The 23,071-nt window shown below is 47.8% G+C and carries 18 protein-coding genes; 11 read left to right on the forward strand and 7 right to left on the reverse strand.

Annotated features, from left to right (window positions below; genetic code table 11):
- Positions 1-69: 69 nt before the first annotated feature.
- Together F4X88_20675 and F4X88_20680 are read right to left on the reverse strand one after the other, a co-directional pair.
- Positions 70-933 (reverse strand): LamG domain-containing protein, encoded by an 864-nt coding sequence (locus tag F4X88_20675; GenBank protein ID MYA58696.1) that lies wholly within the window; start codon positions 931-933, stop codon positions 70-72.
- 96 nt (positions 934-1,029) lie between these two features.
- Positions 1,030-2,991: a hypothetical protein gene (locus tag F4X88_20680; GenBank protein ID MYA58697.1), complete on the reverse strand. Its 1,962-nt coding sequence runs from the start codon at positions 2,989-2,991 to the stop codon at positions 1,030-1,032.
- Positions 2,992-3,439: 448 nt separating this feature from the next.
- On the opposite strand from F4X88_20680, the gene F4X88_20685 reads away from it, so the two are divergent.
- From F4X88_20685 to F4X88_20695, 3 genes are all read left to right on the forward strand, one after another.
- A complete protein-coding gene (locus tag F4X88_20685) occupies positions 3,440-4,171 on the forward strand; it encodes a S8 family serine peptidase (protein MYA58698.1) in 732 nt (243 codons plus the stop codon).
- A complete protein-coding gene (locus tag F4X88_20690) occupies positions 4,168-4,359 on the forward strand; it encodes a S8 family serine peptidase (protein ID MYA58699.1) in 192 nt (63 codons plus the stop codon). The genes F4X88_20685 and F4X88_20690 overlap by 4 nt, the downstream gene beginning before the upstream one ends.
- A gap of 112 nt (positions 4,360-4,471) precedes the next feature.
- Entirely contained in the window at positions 4,472-4,690 is a 219-nt protein-coding gene (locus F4X88_20695; GenBank protein ID MYA58700.1) for a hypothetical protein, read from the forward strand.
- A gap of 221 nt (positions 4,691-4,911) precedes the next feature.
- On the opposite strand, the gene F4X88_20700 is transcribed toward F4X88_20695, so the two are convergent.
- Entirely contained in the window at positions 4,912-5,427 is a 516-nt protein-coding gene (locus tag F4X88_20700) for a hypothetical protein (protein MYA58701.1), read from the reverse strand.
- A complete protein-coding gene (locus F4X88_20705) occupies positions 5,415-5,804 on the reverse strand; it encodes a hypothetical protein (protein ID MYA58702.1) in 390 nt (129 codons plus the stop codon). Before F4X88_20705 ends, F4X88_20700 begins: the two co-directional genes overlap by 13 nt.
- A 225-nt stretch (positions 5,805-6,029) precedes the next feature.
- On the opposite strand from F4X88_20705, the gene F4X88_20710 reads away from it, so the two are divergent.
- From F4X88_20710 to F4X88_20725, 4 genes are all read left to right on the forward strand, one after another.
- Positions 6,030-6,401: a hypothetical protein gene (locus tag F4X88_20710; protein MYA58703.1), complete on the forward strand. Its 372-nt coding sequence runs from the start codon at positions 6,030-6,032 to the stop codon at positions 6,399-6,401.
- Between the two features lie 77 nt (positions 6,402-6,478).
- A complete protein-coding gene (locus F4X88_20715) occupies positions 6,479-7,084 on the forward strand; it encodes a hypothetical protein (protein MYA58704.1) in 606 nt (201 codons plus the stop codon).
- Positions 7,085-7,173: 89 nt separating this feature from the next.
- On the forward strand, positions 7,174-7,932 hold the full coding sequence (locus tag F4X88_20720; protein MYA58705.1) for a LamG domain-containing protein: 759 nt from the start codon (positions 7,174-7,176) through the stop codon (positions 7,930-7,932).
- Positions 7,933-7,990: 58 nt separating this feature from the next.
- Positions 7,991-11,350, forward strand: coding sequence for a hypothetical protein (locus F4X88_20725; GenBank protein ID MYA58706.1), 3,360 nt, complete (start codon positions 7,991-7,993; stop codon positions 11,348-11,350).
- Between the two features lie 41 nt (positions 11,351-11,391).
- Here F4X88_20725 and F4X88_20730 read toward each other — a convergent pair whose 3' ends face one another.
- Positions 11,392-13,233: a Rieske (2Fe-2S) protein gene (locus F4X88_20730; GenBank protein ID MYA58707.1), complete on the reverse strand. Its 1,842-nt coding sequence runs from the start codon at positions 13,231-13,233 to the stop codon at positions 11,392-11,394.
- 112 nt (positions 13,234-13,345) lie between these two features.
- Between F4X88_20730 and F4X88_20735 the strand changes: the two genes are divergently transcribed.
- Positions 13,346-14,599, forward strand: a complete 1,254-nt coding sequence (locus F4X88_20735) for a hypothetical protein (GenBank protein ID MYA58708.1) — start codon at positions 13,346-13,348, stop codon at positions 14,597-14,599.
- Between the two features lie 176 nt (positions 14,600-14,775).
- On the opposite strand, the gene F4X88_20740 is transcribed toward F4X88_20735, so the two are convergent.
- Both F4X88_20740 and F4X88_20745 read right to left on the reverse strand, forming a co-directional pair.
- Positions 14,776-15,180: a hypothetical protein gene (locus tag F4X88_20740; protein MYA58709.1), complete on the reverse strand. Its 405-nt coding sequence runs from the start codon at positions 15,178-15,180 to the stop codon at positions 14,776-14,778.
- 48 nt (positions 15,181-15,228) lie between these two features.
- Positions 15,229-18,243 carry a sigma-70 family RNA polymerase sigma factor gene (locus F4X88_20745; GenBank protein ID MYA58710.1) on the reverse strand — a complete coding sequence of 1,005 codons (3,015 nt, stop codon included), beginning with the start codon at positions 18,241-18,243 and terminating at the stop codon, positions 15,229-15,231.
- Between the two features lie 434 nt (positions 18,244-18,677).
- Here F4X88_20745 and F4X88_20750 point away from each other — a divergent pair, with 434 nt between their 5' ends.
- The 3 genes from F4X88_20750 (at position 18,678) to F4X88_20760 (ending at position 22,504) form a co-directional block, all read left to right on the forward strand.
- Positions 18,678-20,396, forward strand: coding sequence for a glycosyltransferase family 4 protein (locus tag F4X88_20750; GenBank protein ID MYA58711.1), 1,719 nt, complete (start codon positions 18,678-18,680; stop codon positions 20,394-20,396).
- Positions 20,397-20,511: 115 nt separating this feature from the next.
- Complete coding sequence (locus F4X88_20755) at positions 20,512-22,257, forward strand: glycosyltransferase family 4 protein (protein ID MYA58712.1); 1,746 nt, start codon at positions 20,512-20,514, stop codon at positions 22,255-22,257.
- A complete protein-coding gene (locus tag F4X88_20760; protein ID MYA58713.1) occupies positions 22,235-22,504 on the forward strand; it encodes a hypothetical protein in 270 nt (89 codons plus the stop codon). Before F4X88_20755 ends, F4X88_20760 begins: the two co-directional genes overlap by 23 nt.
- The last annotated feature ends 567 nt before the right edge of the window (positions 22,505-23,071 follow it).

Raw genomic sequence — 23,071 nt, forward strand, 5'->3', positions numbered from 1 at the left:
GGTTCGAGGGAGTAGGGGTGTATAGGGACGGGGTTTTACCCCGTCCACTACCACTATATCTAATTTACATTATTGCGACTTAATGTCTGCCCACGTTGTTGTTAGCCGTCCCAGCGGGGTGACAGGTGTTAAACCGAGCACAGACCCAAGCCCATCGTTCATTATATTTTGGATATCGGCTTGTTCGAGTGGCACATTGAAAATGCCGATCTCGTCCATCAATCCCAATGCCTGTCTTTGCGTGGGTGTTCCCCCTAAATGGACATCAACACCTGCGACACCGAAGACCCCCGTTGTATCCTGATCAACGTCAACTTCACCATCAATGTAGAGGACTTTCTTGGCACCATCGTAGGTGAAAGCGAGGTGATGCCATTGATCGTCGTTGACAGTGGTAGGTCCGAAGAGCCATCGCGGATTCAGTTCACGGCTACCGACTTCGACTTTTCCTTGATTGCCGCTTCTACCCGGACCAAAAACGTTCAGAATGTTGTTCCAATTGGTCGTAAAGGCAATGACCATGTGATCGTCTGCACAGCATCCCCCGTGCGGATCGCCTTTTCGTTGGATTTTTACCCATGCGACCCCGGTGAAGGCTTCCGCTGTACTGTCTAAACTTTCTGAGTTTGCGACATTAACATAGTCATCATCGCCGTCAAGGCTGAGTGCTTTTCCCCATTTGCCACCATCGGTAACCTCTGCCCCGTTTATAAGTTCGCCATCGTTTCCATAGGTACTGGAATCGCTCACATCACCATCGTCGAAGAGCCAGACACCGACAGCCGTCTCACTGTCGACTGCGGCGAAACTCTGTGACTGGATGAATGCCAATCCCAGGACTGCCAAAACGCATAGGATTGCCCAATTTTTTGTCATTTTTACAAATCTCCTGTGAAGAGGTTTTAGAATAGATTTTTCCGATGAAGCCTGCATCTTGCAGGCAAACTTAATTTAGCATGGGAGCGGGGCAACGTCAAGCAAAATTTTTATCTCCATTGTGCTGTGTGTCAATGTCGCCTTCGCTGGACATTAACTAAGCAAGATTCGATAACCCGTGCTGACGCCCGTTGCCATTCCAATAAGTGCCCAGATTCCAGCGCAGATCATCTCGCCAAGCACAAGCCCAAGGAATATCGGCCTCGCACTTCGATACATTCTCAATCCCCCGTACCTGACGAGAGTATACTTCATTATCCAGCCTATAAAGATTGAGGGCCACAGCTTGAATGAGGCCCAAGAACTCAGCATTGTATACCCGATTGGATGAAGTGGCCACCACACGAAAATCCTTCTCAGCCACATCAACAGCCCCATGAAAAGGCTGCCGCCGACCATAAAACCTGTGTTCGTCCAGTCCGTCCCGGTATCGGCGCTAACGAGCACAGAAGTCAGCCACCGCATGTCGCCCGCCCCCCCTGTGTAAGGCGCACGATGTGCATAGCTGACCTCGAGGACGGAATAATATGAGACAAGGGTCCCGATAACCATCGCCGCACCCATACCTATTAACAGTCCCCTCCGTCTGACCTTGACTTCATCGGCCGCCTTGAGACCGTTTACCACATACGGCATCATAATTTCCCTCAAGTCGCGCGTGAGAGAGACCGGATGCATAAACAGCGATGTCATGGTTGAAGGATTGATTCTCGCTGAACCCAGCGTGGTAAAGAGAACGTAATGCGCTGAATACGAAGGATTGACAAAAGGAATTCCGCCGTGGATGACTTGCCATGTCAAGACAATGTAAATGCCGAGAAGCACCAGTACAAAAAGCAGTGCGAATCCGAACGACATTCCCATCAGATGATTTGCAAACGCCAGCAGCAATATCCCGCCGACGAGACCGATAATTGTCAATCCAGCGGGCATCGCTTCGTTTGTGTCCTCGCTTTTGCGAAAGGCACTGACAAGCATGCTTCTGATGTGATGCCGTGCTTTGAAAAGGGTGTAGATGACAAAGACAAGGCAGGCACCGATTTCCTGAGAAGCGCTGAACGAATACGCGTTGTGTTGCACGCCTGGACCTTTGATGATTTGGAAACCGAGCATCGAACCGATAAGACATTGGAGTTTGAAGAATAGAAAGAAAAACCAGAGGCTAAACGACACCTCAAGCGGCAGTAAATAGCTGAACCCCACGATCGAAGAATACAAGTTGAGTTGCAAAGGTTTCAGGGCACTCCAAGGCTTTTCCATTAAGTAGGGGTGGGGATTGAATCGGACGGGAAATTCCGGCACGCCAGGGAAGAACGCATGAATGCCGTTCAACGTGTGAATGCATAGGGGAACGGCACATCCGACCCATAATGCTTTGTTCCTGAAGAGTGAATTTCTCGCGCCCGGCGGGGTGTTTGCCATCTCCACAGGCAACACAACCAACGGAAAGCTACACCGTTCAATCTCGACCCATTGTCTGCGCAGCAGCACCGAGAGGCATATCACAACGAAGTAGAGAACAAACACATAAAGGGTCCAAGCGAATAGAGGTATCAGCCATGTCCCCCAGGGGATGGATTCACCCGAAGAGATGCCTTCATAAAAGGATTTGATAGCCTTCTCATCACGAACAATACGCCAGTGGGGAATATATTGATGGAAAAGTGCCTCCCAATCATTTTCGGGTGTCGCAAAATACTGGTAGGCGACAAGCGGGTTAAAGGCATATCGCATCATGCCTGTCGAAGGAATCCCGGAGGCGGCTGCCATGATACACCAGATTGTCACCAATTCACCCGCCGACAGTGCGAGTTTGGGAGAAACTGCACTCAAGATGCGGTTGCCAATCAACACCAGGATCGTCAAGACAAAAAATGGACCGACAGGAAAATGACCTCCAGCGAGAAAGACATTGCGAATCACGTAATCATTGTAAGGCGCAATCAGACATTCCCCGGCGGCACAGGCGAGTCCAATAAGAACTGCCCGCGATGATATGCCAACAGGTTTGCTCGTGGGGTTTAAGTGAGTATCGAACCGTTCTGACTTGTTCATAATGCTTTGGCTGAAGCCAGATTTTGTCCATTTGAAATGTCACCTCTTCGTTTTTAGTAGTGCGCGTTTAAGAGCGGATTCAGTTCGTTGATAATATATCATAGCAGATTCACTTATGGAAATCAAGTTACGAAGTTAGGTCGGATTGCGGCTCTTCCTTGAATGTCGTCATCAAATATGCTATAATCTTAAGAAGTAAAATCAATGATACCCTTGAAGATACTGAAGTTTATTTAGAATTGAAATCCTTGTTTTTCCTACTTTTTATGGGCCGATTAATGTAACAAGTTCTTGTAACGGGTCCGAATGCCTATCGTGTAGCATCTGGTAGTTCCTGCTTGCATACAAATTTTGGTTGCAATTTTAATGCTTGCTAAGTATTCTATACACATGGAAGACATCAATATGGCAAGAATCACCCATTATAAAGTCAAAAGGAAAGTTTTAAATGCACAGTTTTATCGCGTTAACTAAGAAGTCAAACTTTCAGACAGTGGACTCTGGAACCGTATTGATGGAGGATAAACAACAATCGCAGCAAAGCAGCAGTAGATTATTCTCACAATTCACGGATGCAAGAACCCAGAAACTTACTGAAGCACTAACATTGTTGGGGTTCAAACAAATCACCCAAGAAACCTTTTCTGTGAATGAGCAGACATCAGATGATGAACAAACATCAAATTTTATATCCCTCGACTATCTCGGAGCATACATAATCAATAGTTTGGACAAGGAGAAAATTCAAGGAGCCCAGAAGTCAATTGAGGCATTAGATTATGAGATCATTCCTGATATTCAGCTTTCTCTACCAAAACCTATGTGCTCTGGAGAGATTTTTCGTCGGAGGAAGCAAATACGTTGGCCAGTGGAAAGCGGGATTCATCAGGCACATGAAAACGGCATTACAGGAAATGGTGTATTGATTGGAGTGCTTGACACTGGTTGTGATGCAGACCATATTCAATTTCGTAAGAAACTAATTGATTTTCGATACGTCCCACTTCGCTCCGGATCTGACAATCTACGTAAAGTCCGCGGTTTTGATGTAGATGGGCATGGCACCCACGTTTGTGGTATTATTGCAGGTCAACACATCGGAATTGCCCCAGGGGCTGATCTTATGGTTGCCTCAGTGATTGAAAGCGAGACCCACCGGACGAGTTTGTCCCGTATATGAGCGGCACGAGCATGGCTGCGCCTTATGTTGCTGGAATTGCTGCTCTGTATGCCTCAACAGATACAAAACTCCAAGGGAAAGCACTTCGGCAACACCTTATCAACACAACTCTCCCTCTCCAAGCATCCGCGGATAGGGTTGGAGCAGGACTTGCGAGGTTTACAGAAAATGGAAACGAAAGGATATAGAACTGCCCCAGTTCACTCGGTTCCACCGTCGAACATGCTTCAATTTATGGTGAGGGTAAATAGGCCATCTTCCAAAGAATTGGAAGGAATTGGGCGGGCAGAGAAGTATAAATTGTTAAAAGCAAATTCTGTCAAACGCAAGGATGAAATTAAGGCATGGATTAGGGCACATGGATTGGATAACGAAGTCTTCAAGATTGAGGAACCTACAGCCTTCAATATGTTGTTCATCACCTGTACACCTAAGGTTGCCAAGCAGCTTAAACATGCCGATGCTGTGGTTAGTGTTTTGCGAAGTCCAGAGTTTTCCGTGGCATTAACCAAACCATGAATGCAGTGTTTTTCTAAATTTACCACCCTTTAAGTATTCAAAGTGTAAATAGAAACCTAAAGGCGATTTGGTGCGGTTGAAAAAACCGCACCTATCTTTTTAACAGATAATAAATTAGATCCAGTCAGCAGCTACCCTACCAGTTTACTGTTGTAGTGGTGGCAGTCCGTTAACAACCTTCACCGTTTTCAGGCTGACGGTGATAACCCGCCCAACCAAATTCACAATATATCGCGGTTGGTCGACACGATTCGGGTCGTTGACGATACCGCTCCGTTTGTCCGTGCGGCTTGCTCAATAGCGAGGTAGAACCGATCTAAGGGTTTGAGAAACTCCTCGCGACTGAACGCCTGTCGGATGAGTTCATCAACGACGTTTTCAATCTCACGTGCGATGATGTTTCGGCGGGTAAAAGCGGAGTTATTAAAGACCGTCCGGAAGATACGCTCGGTAAGGATGTGTTGGATGAGCATCTCCTCAACAGCATCCTGTGAGAGTTCCGGGTTGATGGAGGTGCGGCAGGTATCGTAGAAATCGGTGAACGCCTTCTTGAAGGCTGGGTCGGTTTCGTGGCGTTGCTCAATGAGTGTCTTCAACCTGCTTGCGAGGTCCGGCACCTGTTCTCTGAAATCGGAGACGGTCGTCTGCCAATTATCAATCTCAGGTGGGACGTAAGCAAATAGATGTTGAAGGGCGGCAATCAGGTTGGCGGGTTCGGTGATGTCTATATCAAGCACCTCGGCTTTGTTCTGATACAGGATGGCGCGCTGTGGTGTTTGGAAGAGGATATTGTCCAGCGGATAGCCTGCGTCCTGTTTTCCTGTGCAGCTTTAGCGAGGTTATCCTCTATATCTTTCGCTTCCCAGTAGGCGAGCGGGAGTCCGTATGTGTCGATGATGGCGCCATCGATAACGATGCGATTTCCTTTTGGAGCGCGCATTGGGTATTGTGGGACAAGCGTGGCGTTTATCTGCTTTGCACAGGCGTGCAGAAGAGTTTCAAAAGGAGAACTGACCGCGCCTTCGCGTATGATGTTGTGTTGTGCGTATTGCTGTAGCGTGGCGTAGTAGTCGCGGATTGCTTTGTGGTTGGGTTTGAGATTGAGTTTCGGCATGGGAGTATGATAGCAGATTTTGGGGGTAAGTCAAGAAAATTTGGGATAGAGATACACAGATGTGTTATACTAATTATGCAAGTTGCCACCCTTATGGCATCCCTAAGCACATTTCAATCCTTAACGTTCAAGTTTTGAATCCCCAATTGGGTTGGAAAGTTGGAAATTCGGAATCCAGACACGCTCTAAATGCCTTTCACCCATCATTTCAATAAGGAGAAAACCATGGACGGGAAACATCTACCTTGGCATCTACCCTTAACAGATTGGTTACTGGGAGCAACAGTTTTGTTCGCAACCACTGGTACTGTTATTCTGTGTCGATTCTTATTGCGAAGATGGCGGGAATGGCGGATTCAAAAGTTTCTCGACCAACGGGCGGCACTCGCATCTCCAGGCGCGCAGCAGCTGACGGCACACGATAAGCAGCTGCTCACAAGGAGGATTCGGCAATCCGGAAACGAGCGTTTGGAAAAAAGTTTCGCCTTCCGAGGGAACGCCGATCTCTACGTTGCTATTGTGCTTTTCGGACTAGCGATGTTCGCTTTGGTCCTGTTAGCCCTCGCAAATGGTTTCCATAAACACGGACTCCCATAAATACGCATATAACCGGGGCGAAGGAACTGACAACTTCTCACTGCGATGGCTGTAACATAAAATGAGGTTCTGTACAAATGGCTTATAGCAATTTTACCTTAGAAACGGTACGGAAGACATTTCACCTTAAAAAAATTGAATCCACAGACATCTTTTCCGATATTGAGCCGCTAGATCCAAGCGAAGATCTCACAAGGGAACTGGCAAAAAAAGTGCCGTTAGCGATCGCTATCAGAACAGAGAAAGCGCGCTCGGAATTGATTGTTGCCAATATCCTTGTTGAACTCCGGGAGCACTTTGAGCATCGCATTAGTTTTTTTTCAGGAATTGACTTCAGTGTTGATCCCGAAAACGGATTAACAGGTGTCTGCGATTTTTTGGTAAGCCTATCGCCGGACCAATTTTACTTGGAGGCACCGGTTATTGTCCTCGTTGAAGCCAAAAACGCTGATCCGGCAACTGGATTAGGACAGTGTGTTGCGGAGATGCTCGCCGCCCAACGCTTTAATGCAGAAAGAGGAAATGAAATTCCATGTATTTATGGGGCTACAACCACGGGCACCGAATGGCTCTTCCTCAAATTGGAAGGTCAACAACTCTCTGTTGATATGGGAATCTATCAAATTAGGCAGTGCGGCGAGATCCTTGGCATCCTTTCAAGTATGATTGACCAAAAAGCGTAAAGTTTTGATACTGGACTGTCGGGGACGCGATGATCGCCCTGGTCGTGTTAACCCGTGCAAATAACTTCCATAAAAGTGAGGTTTGAAAAATGAAAATCGTAATGGCGAGTTTAATGCTTGTAAGTTTGATTGTCCTGAGTCTGGTGTTTACTGGTATGAGCAGTGCTGAATTTGATCTGGAAACCGTTGTTGGGATGTGGCTCTTTGATGAAGGGAAGGGGAATACAGCGGCGGATTCCTCTGAAAATGGGAATGATGGGAAATTTGAAAACGATCCGAAATGGACGAAGGACGGTAAGTTCGGATCCGCACTGGAATTCGATGGAAACGAGAGTAAGGGGCATGTCGTTGTCGGGGATCTGGGCTTAGATGGAGAAGTTACACTGGTTCTGTGGGCAAATCCGAGGGATGCCGCCAATGATGATCGGTTGATATCGAATATCAATGGACCGACAAATCCGGCTTTCACGACTCGGTACCAAGGTGAAACCGTTGAAATCTGGAGTAGCGCGTGGAAACCCGTCATCCCAGAATTTGATGACAATAAATGGGGACACTATGCGTTTGTCTTCGATGGTGAGGGAAATGTGACGGGCTATTACAATGGCAAAGAAGGTGAGACGTTTGCCGATACTTATACTTTTACGGAGATCGGTATTGGTGCGAATTTCTTAGATCAATGGGGACAATATTTTTCCGGTCTCTTTGACGAGATCGCGTTTTTCAGTGTCGCGCTCACTGAAGATGACATCAAGGTCATCATGACAAAAGGATTGAAATCCGCGCTGGCGGTTTACCCCGCTGGGAAATTAACCACCACATGGGGCAACATAAAAGTCAGTCCGTAGGGATCAAACTAAGGGCAAAGCAAAATAATCTTAATCGCTAAAGATACGGAGCGAACACATGGAATATCACGCATTCATTACCCTTTTTGTAATAGCGGCATTGGTCTTAGCGAGTGAACTGAGTAGTGTAACAGCGGATGAAATTGGAGGGCTGTCGACGCAAGCCGCGTGTGGGCTTGCGGGACAATGGAATTTTGACGACGGCACCGGGACCGATCTCTCTGGCAATGGGAACCACGCCGTGCTGGGTGGCGCAAAGATTTATTCACTCGGTGAGGGGCAGGCGTGTATCGAAACGGTGTCCAAAACCGAGCCGATGCGGATCCCTGTGTCTGAGAACTCCCCGCTTGCGATGTCACGTGGCACAATCTGTTTCTGGCTAAACACGATATCGGATCGATCCAACATTCTCAGGTATAACAACGATGCTATTGAATTGAACACCTATCGCGGCTGTTTTCAGGTGCGTTTCCGAGGTGAAAAGGAGTTTGAATACTGGGAAGGGATTCTCGACTACGACTGGCCCCAATACGACATGCGCGAATGGGCGTTCTATCCGCATGTGAAAGCCACCATCGGCGATTCCGAATGGCATCTGTTTGCAGTCGCTTATGACGACGAAGCGAAGCAAATCGTCGGGTGGCGTGATGGCGAACAGATTGCCACGATTGACTTGTCGACGGTGGATACGGAACCGCTGCGCCGTGAAGGTTTAACGGAGATTCACACGGGTGAAGGCTTTGTCGGCTTTCTCGACGATCTGCGCATTTACGATAAGCCACTCACTGACGCTGAAATCCGTCGGATTTACGACGAGACGAAAGCCATCTATGCGGGAAGACGGGATACGAATCCGGCTGAAAGCAGGCAGAACACTTACAAGTACCAAGAAATAGACAGGACGCTCTACAAGGCGTGGCTACAATTCAATCCGCTTGATACAGGACAACACAATCAAGATTTATTCAGAAACATTATCGCTGAGGGAGCGAATTCGACCGTCCAGACGGCTGCTTCTGAATTGGCACAGGCGGCGGAATCCATGTTCAATTTCAAGCCTACTGTTTCGGAAATTGCCACTGTCGCTGGACCGAAGATCATTCTTGGAACAGTTGATACCTCCGACTGGATCCGTGATCGTGCTGCAGACCTTCAACTCGATAGAATCGAAAGGGATGGGTTCGTCATCAAGGCAATCGAAGATGCCGTTGTGGTTGTGGGCGGAATACCCTCAGGGGTGGTTTTTGGCGCCTTCGACCTGATACGTCGCATCCAGATTGGACAGGATTTGCGCGCACTCGATGTGCTGGAAAATCCACAGGTGCCGATCCGTATGGTGTCACACTGGTCTTACTTCCGAGGACTTTTCGGCGACAGATGGCGCGGGGGTGGCAGAGACGATTCAATCTTCAGTTGGGAAGAGTTGCGCACGGGTGATACGAGGCGCATCCGAGATTGGGTGCGTATGTTGGCATCGTGCGGTTGGAATGCGCTCTGTCCGAGTGAGATTAACTGGCACTACCGCAACAACTTTTTGGAGCATCTCGATGGGGTCGAAAAACTCGCCGACATCTGCCGAGACTACGGCATCAAACTCTACTGGAGTCCGAGTTATCTCCTGGCACTCGACCCAAAAACCGCCGATACCCTCTATGCGCGAGTCCCTGACTTCGGTGGCTATATGATGAAACTCGGTTCTGAGAAACAGAACGGTGATCCACGTCCACCAATGACGAACCGGATTGCGGATACACTGAAACCGTATGGTGGAAAGGTGCTCGTGCGCGCGTTTGTCTATGGCAACTTGCGATATACACCTGAACCCTATCGGAACTTGATCCCTTACGATCTGTTCGCACACGAAGACGGCAACTTTCGAGATAATGTTATTATCGTTCCGAAAGGCAGTCCTATGGATTGGGATCTGTGGGCACCGATCCCGGCACTTGACGGTGCGATTCAGAAAAATCTCTATGGCAGCGAACTCGTCATTGACAAGAGTTGGCCCGTCTCTTGGGTCAAAAAGTGGAAATGGTGGTTTGAACAGGACACCTATCGCAACGGACCGGGGAGTCTTAACAAATTCAGTGTGGATTGCATCATGGGGGTGTCGATGATCTCACCGTCACCGGCGTGGACGGAATGCCCATTGAACGCCGTGAACTATTACGGACTGGGTCGGCTCTCTTGGAACCCAGACCTGACGGTAGATGAAATTTACACGGAATGGATTCAGCAGACATTTGGCGATGATCCAGATATACTTCAAACGGTTAAGACTATCCTAATGATGCTTGAAGAGGTGACGCGTAAATCCTACAACTATCGGGGTTACCGCGGTATATGGCTTGATTCCTCCGACGACGATATGACAGAGAACAAGACCTCCTATATCGTCAACAGGGAAGGGGTAGGTGTTACGACCCCAGCGTTGCGTGAACGCGTGTTAGCGCAGTATGCCCCAGGACTTCGCAAGATATATGGGGATCCGTTGCGTGCGGAAGCGCATCTCGTCGCATTCCACTTTGCAGAACACGATCAGCGACTTTCTATCGGTAGGACCCTCATCCAAGACATCTACGCCAACATGGAAGAGGCGGTCGAGATGGCGATACAGGCATCCGAACTCTGGAAAACGCTTGAAGGTAGAGTAGACTCGCATAGATATGAATACACGCTGGAAACGCTGGTGGACTATGCCGCATCCGTGCGCAGTATGACGCTTAAGAAATGGGTGACGAATTTTGAGAAGTATACGGGCAGAAAACGCGAGGAAACCCTCGCAGGACTGACAGCGGAAGCACTTGCGAAAGTTGGCACATACAACGTGAAGCATTTCGGTGCCGTTGCCGATGGCACGTCAAATGATGCAGATGCGATTAACGAAGCCATCACCGATTGCCACGCCGCTGGGGGCGGGACGGTCTTCGTACCTTCCGGTGTCTACGCGACGGGTTCTATCTACTTGAAAAGCAACGTTACGTTCGCAGTTGACACAGGGGCTGTGCTTAAGTATTCCTATCCGAACGCAGATATCGCGATGCTTGTCGGATCGGAATTGGAAAGCGTGAAAATATACGGTCCGGGAACCCTTGATGGTATGGGTAACACGTGTATCGCATTAAAACGCACTAAAAACGTGAAAATCCGAAACCTGAATGTCTATAGAGGCGGTGATGCCGCAATTCTATCTGAAAATTGTGACGGAACGCTTATTGACAACGTGGACATTCGAACGGATAACGACGGGCTTACGCTTTCTGAATCTCACAACGTAACGGTTACCGACTGCCGTATCGACGCGGTGCACCGCGAGTATGGGAGACGTGTGGGGAGTGGTGAAGCAATTAAAATCAGTGGTGAAGAACACTCGTCCGAAAGCATCACTGTTCAAGATTGCTTTTTTGCAAACGAATAGGCGAGGTTGGAAAACCTCGCCTACCAGAAGAGAGAGTGATGTTAATCATCGTCGCGTTCACTCAGTAATTCACCGCGAGCGAGACGCTCCGCATTTTCGGTGGACCACAAGATATTTTTCATCAACTTCTGCGCTGTGATGTAACGGGTCGCTGCCAATAGATGCATTCGCTGTTCTTCCACATCCGCCGACAACTCGTAATGTCGAAACGCCACTTCCAGCACCTGGAACATGTGCAGTTCTGCATCTTCGCGAAGAAGGATGTGTGAGAGTGCCTGCTTCAACGGCTCAATCTCATGCCCTTCCTCCAGATATTGGTTCACCAGAATTTCTGCCTCATAGACCTTCTGGAAATCCGCAAACTCTTGTAGCCTTTCCAGCATCTTATCAAGAGAGTCATAGGTTTCATCAAGTCGCTGTCCCTGTCTCGGTATACGGGCGGCAGGCATGTTCAACCAACGCAGATATGCTAAGAAAACGACACCGTGAAAAATACCACGCAGTAAGTGTGCACTCGGTGCATAATCAAAGGCGTGATACAGGGCGTGTGCGTAGGAGTAAATGTTCGCCACATCGTGCCAATCGCCTTCGTTTTTGAGATGAAAACGAGCTGTCCGGATCGCCGAAGCATAGGTCATTGCGCGGCAGATGTCTCGTGGATTCACACCGGCACGCAGTTTTTCTTCCACCGCAACGACAATTGGTTCAAAATCGTCACCGAGGAGTGTCTGTGTAAACGCTGAAATATCGAGTTCCGCTGCGTTGGTTTGGTTGTCCTTCCAGATACTGTCCAGTCGTTCAAAGACGGGTTCTAACACAGGCACGGCATCTGCCCAGCGTGAGGTTTCCTCATGACGGGTTCGACTCACGAGATCAACAACAATCGGGCGTAAGATTTCGTGTGCGCCTTCCCATTCGACATAATCCAACGCCTCGAACATCTTGTTAGCGAAATCGAGGGCGTGTCCGTCGCCTGTAAAGTAGAAGTCGGTTGCGGCGGTGAAGACGAAATCAGCGAGCACTGATTTATCGTAGCCGCGGTCATTTAACGTCAACAGGATGCGCTCGGCTGCCCCTGAGTGCCGTTTATCCACAAAGTAGCGGAACCACCGCTTGAGCGTTTCGAGGTCGTGTTCCTCACTCATTGCAGGAAACGGTGCACGATAGGGACGGGAGCTCCCTGTCGTTCGACGGCTAATCTGAGTTAAGCCGTGGACGAGAAACAGGTTGTGATCGTTTGGATCTACATCGTCCCACAAGTTCGCCGCCAAAGTGAGGATAGCGACACCCGACGACCATCCCTCGCTACTTTTATGGGCACCGTAGTGGAGGCCCTGATGAATGATTTCGTTCGGTGCTGCGCCAGCGTCTCGCAGCGCGGTGACGGCTTTCGCGATAAAGAAGGTGCTGCGGTCTTTAAGCCCTCGTTCGAGTGCCCGTTTGCCACGGTCAATGACGCGTCGTTTTGCCGCTTCTCGTTCACCTTTTGCTAATCCAACATACAGGTAACCGTCATCGCGGAGTTCAACGGGAAAGGCTTTCAAATCATCGCCAAACGCCTGAAAACAACCTCCTGATTTGAGGTCGAATTCCCAGTGATGCCAATGACAAATCAGGACACCATCTCGAATGCTGCCTTTGGACATAGGATACCCCATGTGTGGGCATCGGTTATCAACAGCGTAAAATTTATCTTCGTATTTAAAAACAGCCAAGTGTGTGCCGTTGACGTGGAACGGCTTGCCTTCCAAGTCTTGAAACTCGTCAGCCCGACAGACTTGATGATAGTCAAGATCGGTCTGCTCTACCATCTCTACAGGCACGGGTTCAAACTGGATAGAACCGGCACCGGCTTCTTCGGGAGTAAAGGTTGAAGTACGCACGATTTTCCTCCTGACCCTTAGTGTTCAATTCAAGCAGATTCGGTGTGAAACTTTTCTTTTTTTATTTCATTCTAACTATAAATTATAGCATCTATCAATTTTAAAAGCAAGTATGGCAGAGGCATTCACTATGAAAATTACAGAAATCGAAGTTCACGAGATTACGCTTGAATATCAAGATTTTCTCGCCTATCAACTCAATCATTACTATGGTCCGATCCGGCGGACTGTATACGTTGCTCGGACAGATACGGGCTTGGAGGGATTGGGTGAGAGCGGGAGACGCGAGCCTCAAGATATTATTGATCTGTATATCGGGACGAATCCGTTTGACTGGGTAGGAGATGAGACCTCACTTGGACTCGGCACAGCGATGTATGACTTGATGGGGAAGGCAGCCGGCGTGCCGGTGTATAAGTTATTCGGACAGAAGTATCGTTCATGGGTGCCTGTGGGCTGTTGGACGGTTTCGACCGACCCGGCGCGCATGGCAGAGACCGTTGCTACGTATGTGGCACAGGGGTATACGTGGATGAAATATCATCTCTCACCCTTCGAGAATGTCCTCGACCAGACGGCGGCAATGGAAGCCGTTGCACCGGAGGGATTCAAGATCCACTACGACTTCACGATGGGCGGGACAGATGACCACATCCCTGAATTAGTTGATGCCTTGTCTCAATATCGCATCGCGGGTTGCTTTGAAGATCCGTTGCCTGGTGAAGACCTGCAGGGTTACGCAGAACTCCGCCAACGCTCGCGATTGCCGATTGTCCTCCACCATTTTCCGATGGGTGCAACATACGAGGTGTTCATGAGACCTGCAGACATTTACATGCTCGGACACGCGAAGATCGGTGATGGGATCCGGCGCGCAGGACTTTTTGCGGCAAATGGGAGTCCGTTCATGCTTCAGAATGTCGGTGGAAATATCACGCGTGCGATGACCACTCACATGATGGCGGCGTTTCCAACGGCGACCTTCCATTTTCATTCGGATACTGAGACGTGGAAAACAGATGTGGTCAACGAGGATTTAACCCCGATTAACGGATTTGTGCGTGTTCCTGAATCTCCTGGACTCGGTGTGACGCTGGATCGTGATGAATTAGAGCGTCTGAAGTCTTTAAAATTGCCGGAACAGGAGCGGTGGATTCTCAAATCTCAATTCAAAAACGGGACGAGGATGTATAACATCGCGGATCCAAGGAATTCACTTTTCATGGTGCGTCCGGATCGGAGCCGTCTGATTCCGATGCGCTACACCGCCCCTATTTCTACGATGTATTGGGACGACGATGGCAGTGCTGAATACAAAGAAACCTTCGCGCGTATTGAACGGGAAGGCGTGGTTTTGGAGAGGTGATGGAGGTGGGGAGGATGCCGGGCGATTGTGGAGCCTCCCCATAAGTTGATGCGTTTGCTGGTTTGTAGTTGTTAACCATTATTTCGTGTGAGTGGTTCAGGGTTGTGGGTGTTGTGAGTTTACGGGAAAGTCGTCTTGTGTTTTCTATGTTAGAAATCTGTCAGGAAGGGAGATGACTATTGCCTGTCTTTGGTGAGCGTTGCTTCCAATTCAGAGATTCGACGCTCAAAAGATTCTATGAGTGTTGTAAGATATTGAATTTCTGATCTAATAACTGCGATGAGCCCGTGGGTGTCCAACGGTTCAGAAACGGGTTTGGGATTTTCAAAAATTCGCCACGTACTGCCTGAGCCTCTGGAAACATTCTCGGCAAACCCCTTACCTTTTAAATATCTCAGTGCCGCTTTGATAGGGTTTGTTTTCGCTGTTGATGGAAGGCCGCCGTTTGATTGATGGTGTTGGATAACGCCGTCATCAATCTCTCGTCTACTCATGGTTTTTCCTGCGAATTGTTCTAAGATAATTGCTTTGGCGATTTTGGGCTTAAGGCGTGCGCCCTTGTATCTATAGTTTGGGTCCATGTTTCCTATTCCTCCGTTCATAATAAGAAAGTCGGGAATCGGGAAAGTTTAGAACGAGTTGGCTATATCCGTTTGCTCCTTAAGCGAGATGTGGAACATACCGTGGTCATGGGTTCCGACGTAAAGGCGATCTTTACTGACAACGAGTGATAGAATACTATCCGGAACGTCTGCGGAAAGCAATTCCCACTCGCTGTGAGCATCTAATCGGTAGGCACCGCTATCGCCGACACCATAGATTCTCGTGCCGTCCACAGCGAATTTGTCTATAACGGTGGGCATCCGGTTTTTATCGGTGATGACTTGCCAGTGTTCTCCATTTTGTGAGATCAAGACCCCTTTATCGGTTCCGATACAAATTGTTGAACCCGCGGAGATAATCTCCTTGAAATGTGCAAAGCGGATCGGTAGCGTTGACGTGATGTCTTTCCAACTGTCTCCGCTGTCAAAGGATTGAAACAATTTCCCATTTCCATTACCGAAGTAGATGGTTTTATCAGAAACAGCCACTGCAGATTGGAAGTCGATATCGACCAATCCTGTGTCCGTCCATTCAGGATTACCGGGTTTCCATTTGAAAAGTCGCCTCTTATATTCAGCGTAAAATGTTCCACTATCAACGGCGAAGACTCCGATGTTCGTGTGTTTTTTTCTCAGTAGATGCAACATATATGCTGAGGGATTACCATTGTCTGGTGCGACCTCGGTGTCAAAAGCGGGGACCCCATGAATCGGGATGAATTCATCGCCCGGAGCGGATGTGCGGAAGATAAACGGTTTGTTTTCCTTAATTGAAATAGCATAGAGGACGTTATCAGCAATCGTTAGTTTTACGTTGGCATAAAAATCAGTATCGAAACGGTTTTGATCCGCAACTCGTGCCTTTAAGTTTTGTATCGGAGTCGAGTTGCGGGTTAACGTTGTTAGTTGCCGGTTATCGGTTAACAGGTTTTCGTTATAACCGCTAACCGAAGACCGATCTCCCGTTTGTGTGTGCGCGTGGGTATCGAAGTGAACACTTGCCCAAGTCTTACCTCCATCAGTTGACTGGACAAGGTCTCCACCGATATGCATATAGAGTCTATGATTTAGATCGATCAAGTCGTACGTTGCGGGACCTGTCATTCCGTCTACATAAGGGTGCCAAGATTCACCGGCATCGGTTGTGCGGCTGATCCCATATGCATCGGCTTTGTAAAATGTATTCTCATCAATAGCCACTGCTGGGAATCTAGGCAAGCCAAGTGAACTGATGTTTGATCTAAGATGTGTCCAAGTTTTCCCACCATCAATAGATCGAAATTCAGTTACGCCGAGGATTAAGAGGGTTTTACCTGCAGCCAGGACCTGTATAGCAGAGTCTAAGTTTGTGACCTGAGATTCATCTGTAGGTGTTATTTCAGTCCAGGAGTCTCCAAGATCTGGTGAGTGGAAGATCCTTTTTTGTAATACTTCAAGGTTCGATATTTTTGGATATGATTTACTGGATTCAGAGTAGACGACATCAGGTGCCATTCCAACATAGAGGTTATTTTCGTCAACGGTCAGGGCGTAAACTGCATTGGATGCGTCAGTGATCAATTGCTGCCAATTGCTTGAACCGAGGCGATAGAGTCCTTGGTTTGTACCAGCGAATAAGGTGTTTCCTATTGCAGCGATTGTAAAAATCCGTTTTCCTGTCAATCCGTTGTTTATGGGGTTCCAGTGCTGACCAGCATCAGTAGATCGAAAGATTCCTTTCTCTTGAAGGGCAAGGTACAGCGTTACAGTTGCGTTGGGATCGTTTTTTGGGATTGGTGCTGAGACGATGAGTCCATTTGCGACCCCCTTCGGACGCGGGCCAAGAACGTTCCACGTTTCACCGCTATCTCCCGAAGCGAGTACCTCATCAACGGAAACAGTATAGAGGGTGCTTTGGTGTTCTGTCATAGGCACTCGGTACTGTCCGGTGGTATCGGTGTTAATAAGTACCCATGTTGCGTCGGGTGTCAATTTATAGAGCCCTGTTTTTGCGGCTGCGTAGATTGTTCCATCGATTGCTTCAAAGATGTTGAAGACGATACTGCCTTTGGGTCCGATTGACTGTGTCCACTGTGAATCGGAAAACTGGGAGGTATCGTCGTCCCACGCGTTTGTTGTGAGGGTGGTCTGTGAGGTTTGCATGCCGGCACCGCTGTTTTTACCGGGGATAATTGTTCTGCCGATCTGATTCCGCACCGCGGGTTTTGCGACAATCTCAAGGTAGATAGGTTCGTCAACGAGTTCAATGGTAGGTTCAGATTGTGCGTCAAAACTATATGGTTGCTGGAACCGGAGGAGGTATTGACCGCCAATGCCAAAGAGTATCACTAATGCCACTGCAGAACCGAATGCTACCCAAGGGAGTAGTGGTTTTTTTGCCGGTGGTGTTGGTGTCGGGCTCAGGTCGGCAATGTGTCGCATGACGTTCTCAGTGAGATTGTCAGACAACTGCACACCGCTAAGCGTTTCGCACACTAGTGCTTCCTCTTCTTGTAGACGCTTGCGTGCGCGTCGGAGTCGACTTTTAATTGTGTTTATTGACACGCCTAAGAATCTGCTGATCTCGTTGGTCGTCATTTCGCCGAGATAGTAGAGCGTCACGACGGTTCGCTCACTCTCTGGAAGTTTCTCCAGAAGCGTTTTGACAAGATTTTGGCGACGCTTTCCGGCTTCAGTTTCGCGTTGGTGGAAGGTATGGTGTAGATGGGAAGCCTCTTCTATCTCTTCTGGAAGTGTTTCCTCTAAGGATTGCATATTCAACCTGTCCATTTTAGCTTTATTTCGCTTTATCCAATTAATGCAGAGCCGATTGGCGATGACATAAAGCCATCCATCAAATCGGTTTGGATCCTCCAGTGTCCCAAGTTTTCTGTAGACTTGAATGAAGGTGTCTTGGGTAATTTCCTCGGCAATCTGAAAATCCCCAATTTTCCGCCATATAAGGGCATGAACACCTTTTTTATGTTTTCGCATCAATATACTGAACGCTTCGTCGTCGCCCGACAAAATTCTTTGAATCAGTTGCACATCGTTATCTATCATCAGAATTCTCCATCATCTTGGTTAATGAACCATCCCCCTTGGTTAATGAACCATTCTCGTTAAAAGCTTAATAGAATTGCGTTCCCCTTTTTAATTTAAAGACACAATTTATTGGAGGAAGGGTGCATTTATATCAAAAATATTTGAAAGATGCGGATTTTTTTATTTTTTTCTGGACTGGTGATTTGTTTAGGGCAAGATTGTAGCATAAAACGCATTTGTTTTCTGATGCTTTTTTGTTAGTAAAATATTTCTCGTTAAAATCCTTCCTATACAGCTGTATAGAATCCCCTACTAGACAATTCAAACCTTTAAAACCTTTTTAACAGTATGCACCTTTTTCGCCTATAACGGTGTCTTTAAATTATAGAGGGTCGAAAATTATAGTGTGGAAAATTTTATCAACTTAACGAGGCAAAGGATGGAGGATAACAGTGCAAAATTTCTTTCCTAAAACCTTGCATCCTCTTTATATTTTTGAAGCGGAAAATGCCCTTTATGCAGCGGACCTTGAAAAAGCACGTGTTGTTGAGCTTTCGGTTGTAATGAGAGAGATGTTGAAGTTTGCGGAGAGCCAGAACGACATAGAAATCCAGCAGACCCTCGGAAACTCTTATACGGATGACGATATTCTTGAGGCATTTGAGAGGTTCGCGGTACTTGAGCGGGAAGGCTTATTATTCAATCGTGGTGAGGGGCTCAGGACGACTTTCAGCAATGAAAGTCAACGACGAAAGTTACTTGTCGCTATCCCGAGTATTACGGCGGATTCGTTTTTTGATATTGAATTACTCTCTGCTGGCACGAACATGGCACTTTCTCAGATGTTTCATCACCTTATCAACTACGTAGACCTTCATTTTGCCGGTGCTCAAAATCGCGAGTTAGCCGAGAATATGTATGAAGTCAGTATGAGTGTGCGTGACTTAAAGCGATTGAGTCGAAGGGTCAGTGACACATATTTCGGTATTCTCACGCTACATCGAGAGCATGAGAATTGGCTTTTTCCGCTTTATGAAGAGATTGAACTCCCTCCGATTCTGGTTCAGTGTCATGCGCCGCGCGGGCACGGTGGTTATGCGATGAATTCCCTTTTACGGCACTATGCAGCAATGCGAGATTGTGATGGTTTTACGGCACCTTCAGATTATGTCCGCGAGTTTTATAGAGATTATGTGTGGGATCCGAGTTTCTTCAATACACTGCCAAACGGTGTGGATTCAGCGTTGTTTAAGCCGATGGACAAGGCAGCGGCAAAGCGGGAAGTTGCGGAAGCAGTCGGAGATGCCCGTATTGAAACGATGCCGACTGTGGGTTATCTCTCACGAGTGCAATCGGAGAAAGGGGCATCCGTCTACTTGAAGTTGGCAGAGCTGAATCCCCATCTGCTTTTCTTGATTGCGGGTCCGGGTCTCGGTAGGTATGCGTCATGTGAGTTGCCTGACAATCTTGTGTATGTGGGTTTCCATCGGCGTGAGAAGTTACCGATTATCTACAATGCGTTTGATGTCTACTGTTTTCTGTCGATGTCAGGTGAGGAGACGTTTGGGTTAACGGTGCTTGAGGCAATGGCGTGTGGGGTTCCACCGGTCGTTCCGAATTTCGATGGTGTTCCCTCGGTTGTCGGGGATGCTGGGTTGATTGCGGATGCCGAGAATTTCGACCAAGACATAGCGACGCTTGTGAGTTATCCGTGCCCGATGGATTTTTCGGAGAAGCTTAATTTACTATTCAGAAATACTGGGATGCGTGAGCGGCTTTCTAAGAAGGCGAGAGCGCGGGCGGTGTCATTTACTTGGGATAAGACTGCGCGCCAGATTGTGCAATTGTTTGAGGAGCTTCATCGGAAAAAGCGGCTTATGAATCCGAACAGGCTTTTGAGTGTGTTCGCGTCGACACAAACGTTGGCATCGGGAGAAGCAGAGATATTGAAATACAAGTCGGTTGTGTTGAGTATGAACACGCGTTACGATCGGTGTCTCATAAGAAATGCGGCGTATCCGATGCGTGTTGAGGACGGGTTGGTGTTGAGTATTTTGAAAGACCATACGCCCAGAGAAGCGGAGGCACTGCTCACTGCACTGGTCTCGGATGAAACGGAAGCCAAGGCAACTCTTAAAAGGGTTCGCGGCTTAATTAATGCAACGGCTTGATTAATAAGCAGTCAGCGGTCAGTAAGAATCGCGACCCGGAGGTCGCTCCTACAGAAGAGGAGGTCGGGATTCGGAGATCACTCCTACAAGAAAATTACGAAATGGAAACAGAATAATGAAACGTAGAACAGATTATCGCCTGAAGCGTCACCATAAGTTTGAACATGGCGGACGCAAATATGTAGCTGACCTTGAGGCGGACGACATTGTTGAAGTAAACGCCGTGGAATGGGAGATCCTTTCGCGTTATGGGGCGCAGACCCAGTATGATATCGTGAAAGAACTGAAGCAGAAGTACAAGGTATCCTCTATCTTCGATGGCATTGAACGGTTGGAGCAACTTGGAAGGCAGGGCATCCTTCTGCGTGCTGAGATTGAGGCGGAGAGACTTCCTCATGCGAATGGAGATCGACATCCGAAGTTGTTGGTCCCCTTCGATTTTACGAAGGAGAAGTTGGCGTTGGACCACGTCACGAATCTGAATCGGTATCGACTCTTAACGCACCTGACCAAGTATGCCGAGTTGGAGACGTTTAACTTTTCCAAAGACGGAGCGACGCACATAGATCTGGGACAAATTGATGTTCGGCATATAGAAGTTACGGATGACAACACTTTTTCTCCAGCATGGTATGCAGATGACGGATACACAGGTATCCTGCTCCTGTCGCAGTTCCTGTTAGATGATCTGCTCTTCTATCAGGTTTCAGATGTCCCCATTGTGCACTGTATAGAGGGTTTTCAGGGCTTACAAGGGAGTATAGTTGAGACCCTTCTGACGCTGAACGCTTTCCAAGATGCGAAGGATACGTTGGTCGTAAAGTCATCGTGGATGAAGGCGTGGCTTGAAGAGTTGGATATTCCGGGAGAAAAAGTGTGTGTTATTCCTGACGGCATAGACGTGGTTTCCGAGTCGTTAGGGGATAAAGCGTTAGCAAAGCGTCACACGGCGGCGGTTTTTGAAAATCCGATGTTCGTTAGACAACCGGTTATCGGACTGATATCTGGATTTGAACCGAATCGCGGCGCGGTGTGGATTTCTGAGTTTGCGCGATCTAACCCGCACCTCACGATTTTTGTCTATGATGCGGTGTTAGCGCGGCGCGCGCTACATCTGCCGGAGAATGTGGTGATCTTCAGTGTTGACAGTGAGGAGACTCGAACGATTTTACCGCTATTCTTTCAGGCACTGGATCTTGTGTGTTTTCCTGCGATTCCCGGAACCCCGCTTTCGGTGGTTTCCGAAGCGATGGCGTATGGAACGGCTTGTGTTGTAATGACGAAGTATGGGATGCCTGCAGAAGTTTCGGGTGCTGGGGTTGCCGTGAAGTCGGACTGGGATAGTTTTGGCAATTTCCGTGTACCACTGCGGCATCTATCACAGACAATAAACGGACTGTTGGCACCCTGTGGTGGGCGTGCGGCATTTGCAGACGCTGCTAAGGGGCTAATGCAACGATTTACTTGGGAACAAACGGCAGGGGAACTCGTGCGGTTGTTTGAAGCGAATTTTCGTAAAAAAAGAGGTTTTTCAAAGACAGCGAGTCCTCTGTTCCCATCGATTTTTTGTCGTCAATATGACCCAGGGACCGGGACGATAGACACTTGTGCCTATCGACACGGAACGGGTAGGTATGAACATCTTGAAACCGCATTGGCAGAAGTGTTATCTGAACATCACACATCTGCTGAAGTTGAATCGGTTGTCAAGCATTTCCAGCGTACAGGTTCTGCTCCGACGTGCGATATGATTGATGCTGGAAATGGGTTTCCGAGCCGTGGGGGTCAGGAAACCAATCCCGCCAAGATGGAGCATTGGCAGAAAGGAGGAGTCCGAAATGAATGCCAAGATCTTTGGTAAAATTAATCACTTCCTGAAATCTGAAGACGGCCGTGTTGGTGTCAAAGTACCGCTGGCATTAGGAATAGCAAGTGGGAGTCTGTTGTTAGTTCAATCAGTGCTTTCCCCTTCCGCTTATGCTGGAGTTGATGAGTGCCGTTTTGATACTGACTGTGACCCCGGGGAGTCTTGTGAAAGTGTGTGTGAGGGTACAACGGAAAACGGTACCTGTTTAGGGGAATGGGTACGCAAATGCGTCGATTCATAATCCTTGTAATTCAGGGATTAATTCAAACGATTGACTTCCGTTTTCGACACTCCTGTTGTGTTACCTCACAGCAAGTTTGTCCTCCATTAAGAAGTAAATGTGGGCAGGTCTTGTACCTGCCCCTACAATCATTTTTTTAATCGTATCACCGAAACTTCATGGAACCTTCTACATAGGGAAATGATATACTGTTCCTACGCAATTGAGGATACGCCGATGTCATACTATGAGGCTTTTCTTCTATTTTTGGCACTTACTTTCTGTGGGTATGCAAGTTATACCGAATCTGAAGATACATTGGTGTCTATGCACCCATTCGCGGAAAAACGGTGTCTTTAATTTTAAAGGGCATCAATTTTAAAGGGCATCCTTAATCACAAGTGTTTTTATTTTATAGTAATGCCCCTGATTACCTATACACTAACGGAAAGGTGTGTCGCATTTTTGAAAGCGTCCACATATTGTTTGGACTTTACTATATCATCACAACTCATATCAAGGACCTCTTTAACTACTAAAGTTTGGACAATTTTAAGAATTAAGATGCAGAAAAGCAGAAAAGCAGGT

The organism is Candidatus Poribacteria bacterium (assembly GCA_009839745.1).
In the GTDB taxonomy this organism is placed as follows: Bacteria; Poribacteria; WGA-4E; order WGA-4E; family WGA-3G; genus WGA-3G.

Excerpts from the sequence above, each read along its gene's own strand:
- F4X88_20720 (MYA58705.1), top strand. The coding sequence starts at position 7,174 with ATGAAAATCGTAATGGCGAGTTTAATGCTTGTAAGTTTGATTGTCCTG.
- F4X88_20725 (MYA58706.1), top strand. The coding sequence starts at position 7,991 with ATGGAATATCACGCATTCATTACCCTTTTTGTAATAGCGGCATTGGTC.
- F4X88_20745 (MYA58710.1), bottom strand. The coding sequence starts at position 18,243 with ATGATAGATAACGATGTGCAACTGATTCAAAGAATTTTGTCGGGCGAC.
- F4X88_20690 (MYA58699.1), top strand. The coding sequence starts at position 4,168 with ATGAGCGGCACGAGCATGGCTGCGCCTTATGTTGCTGGAATTGCTGCT.
- F4X88_20680 (MYA58697.1), bottom strand. The coding sequence starts at position 2,991 with ATGAACAAGTCAGAACGGTTCGATACTCACTTAAACCCCACGAGCAAA.
- F4X88_20675 (MYA58696.1), bottom strand. The coding sequence starts at position 933 with ATGCAGGCTTCATCGGAAAAATCTATTCTAAAACCTCTTCACAGGAGA.
- F4X88_20755 (MYA58712.1), top strand. The coding sequence starts at position 20,512 with ATGAAACGTAGAACAGATTATCGCCTGAAGCGTCACCATAAGTTTGAA.
- F4X88_20740 (MYA58709.1), bottom strand. The coding sequence starts at position 15,180 with ATGGACCCAAACTATAGATACAAGGGCGCACGCCTTAAGCCCAAAATC.
- F4X88_20715 (MYA58704.1), top strand. The coding sequence starts at position 6,479 with ATGGCTTATAGCAATTTTACCTTAGAAACGGTACGGAAGACATTTCAC.
- F4X88_20710 (MYA58703.1), top strand. The coding sequence starts at position 6,030 with ATGGACGGGAAACATCTACCTTGGCATCTACCCTTAACAGATTGGTTA.
- F4X88_20735 (MYA58708.1), top strand. The coding sequence starts at position 13,346 with ATGGCAGAGGCATTCACTATGAAAATTACAGAAATCGAAGTTCACGAG.
- F4X88_20685 (MYA58698.1), top strand. The coding sequence starts at position 3,440 with ATGCACAGTTTTATCGCGTTAACTAAGAAGTCAAACTTTCAGACAGTG.
- F4X88_20705 (MYA58702.1), bottom strand. The coding sequence starts at position 5,804 with ATGCCGAAACTCAATCTCAAACCCAACCACAAAGCAATCCGCGACTAC.
- F4X88_20760 (MYA58713.1), top strand. The coding sequence starts at position 22,235 with ATGAATGCCAAGATCTTTGGTAAAATTAATCACTTCCTGAAATCTGAA.